This is a genomic window from Streptomyces antioxidans, assembly GCF_000968685.2.
GTDB lineage: Bacteria > Actinomycetota > Actinomycetes > Streptomycetales > Streptomycetaceae > Streptomyces > Streptomyces antioxidans.
In genome coordinates, this window is sequence record NZ_LAKD02000233.1 from 1 (window position 1) to 1,933 (window position 1,933).

Annotated in this window: 1 protein-coding gene; it reads left to right on the top strand. The window is 74.2% G+C overall.

Going from position 1 to position 1,933, the window contains the following annotated elements; genetic code table 11:
* Positions 1-1,933, top strand: a 1,933-nt coding sequence (locus VT50_RS37900; protein WP_143645396.1) for a beta-ketoacyl reductase, incomplete at both ends; no start/stop codon positions are given.

The window sequence follows — 1,933 nt, forward strand, 5'->3', positions numbered from 1 at the left end:
CTCTGACGCTGCGGTTGGTGCAGACCGCGGCGGGACTGGACGCGGGCCTCCGGCTGTGGTGTGTTTCGCGGGGCGCGGTGTCGGTGGGGCGTTCCGACCGGCTCGCGAGTGCCGCGCAGGCGCAGGTGTGGGGCCTCGGCCGGGTCGCCGCTCTGGAGCACCCGCAGATCTGGGGCGGTCTCGTCGATCTGCCCGAGACGCTGGACACGCGCGCGGTGGCGCGGCTGGCCGGTGTGCTCTCCACCGGAAGTGGCGAGGACGAGGCGGCGGTCCGCGGCTCCGGGGTGTTCGGGCGACGGCTGGTGCGCGCGGCGTCGATGGACGGCGGAGTGTGGCGGCCGACCGGCACGGTGCTGATCACCGGGGGTACGGGCGCTCTGGGCGCCCATGTGGCGCGCTGGGCGGTGCGCGAGGGCGCCGAGCATGTGGTGCTGACCAGCCGTCGCGGTCTCGCGGCCGAGGGCGCCGCCGCGCTGAGGACCGAGCTGGAGGAACTTGGCGCCGAGGTCTCGGTGGCGGCCTGTGACGCCGCCGACCGGGACGCGCTGGTCGAGGTGATTGCGGGGATTCCCGAGCGTTTCCCGCTGCGCGGTGTGGTGCACGCCGCCGGTGTGCTGGACGACGGCGTACTGGATGGTCTGACCGTCGACCAGCTCGCTCGGGTGCTGGGTGCGAAGGTTGAGGGCGCGCGGCTGTTGCACGAGCTGACGGCGGACCTGGAGCTGGACGCCTTCGTGCTGTTCTCGTCGTTCGCCGGTGTGGTGGGCGGTGCGGGGCAGGGCGCTTACGCGGCGGCGAACGCGTACCTGGACGCGTTGGCGGTGGCGCGCCGTGGCGCCGGGCTCGCGGGTACGGCGGTCGCCTGGGGACCGTGGGCCGAGTCCGGTATGGCCGCGAGCGGTCGCGCCGGGGAGCGGGTGCGCGGCGGCGCGGTGTCCGCGATGGCCCCGGCGCTCGCGGTGGACGCGCTGAGCTGGGCGGTGGGCCAGGAGGAGGCGGCGCTCGTCGTCGCGGACGTCGACTGGGAGCGTCTGGCCCCGTCGCTTGCGGCGGCCCGCGGTGGCACGCTCGTCAGTGACATCCCCGATGCGCACAAGTACCTGACCACGGGCGACGACGGTGTCGGCGCGGGGGTGGCCACGTTCGCCGGAAAGCTCGCCGGGCTGTCGGCGGACGAGCGGAACGCGGCGGTGCTGGAGCTGGTCCGCGGCCACGCGGCCTCGGTGCTCGGCCACGCTTCGGCGGATTCGATCGAGCCCGGCCGGGCCTTCCGCGACCTCGGGTTCGACTCCCTCACGGCGGTCGAGCTGCGCAACCGGCTGGACCTGGCGACCGGCCTCCGCCTCCCGGCGACGCTGGTCTTCGACTATCCGACCGCCACCGAACTGGCCGACTACCTGGACGCCGAGGCGTTCGGCACGGCCCAGACCGCCCTCGACGCCATCGTGCCGAGCGCGGTGGCCGTGGACCACGACCCCATCGCGATCGTGGCGATGAGCTGCCACTTCCCCGGGGATGTCCATACGCCGGAGGACCTGTGGCGGCTGGTTGCCGACGGCGGCGACGCCATCTCCGAGTTCCCCGCCGACCGTGGCTGGGACCTCGACGGACTGTATGACCCCGACCCGGCGCGGCCGGGCACGTCCTACGCCCGCGAGGGCGGATTCCTCTACGGCGCCCCGGAGTTCGACGCCAGGTTCTTCGGGATCTCCCCGCGTGAGGCGCTGGCCATGGATCCGCAGCAGCGGTTGCTGCTGGAGACGTCCTGGGAGGCGTTCGAACGGGCCGGAATCGCCCCCGAGTCGCTGCGGGGCGCGCGGGCGGGCGTGTTCGTCGGAACGAACGGCCAGGACTACGCCGGGCTGTGGGTGGACGCCCAGGGCGACCTCGAAGGCCACTTGGGCACGGGGAGCGCGGCCAGTGTGGTGTCGGG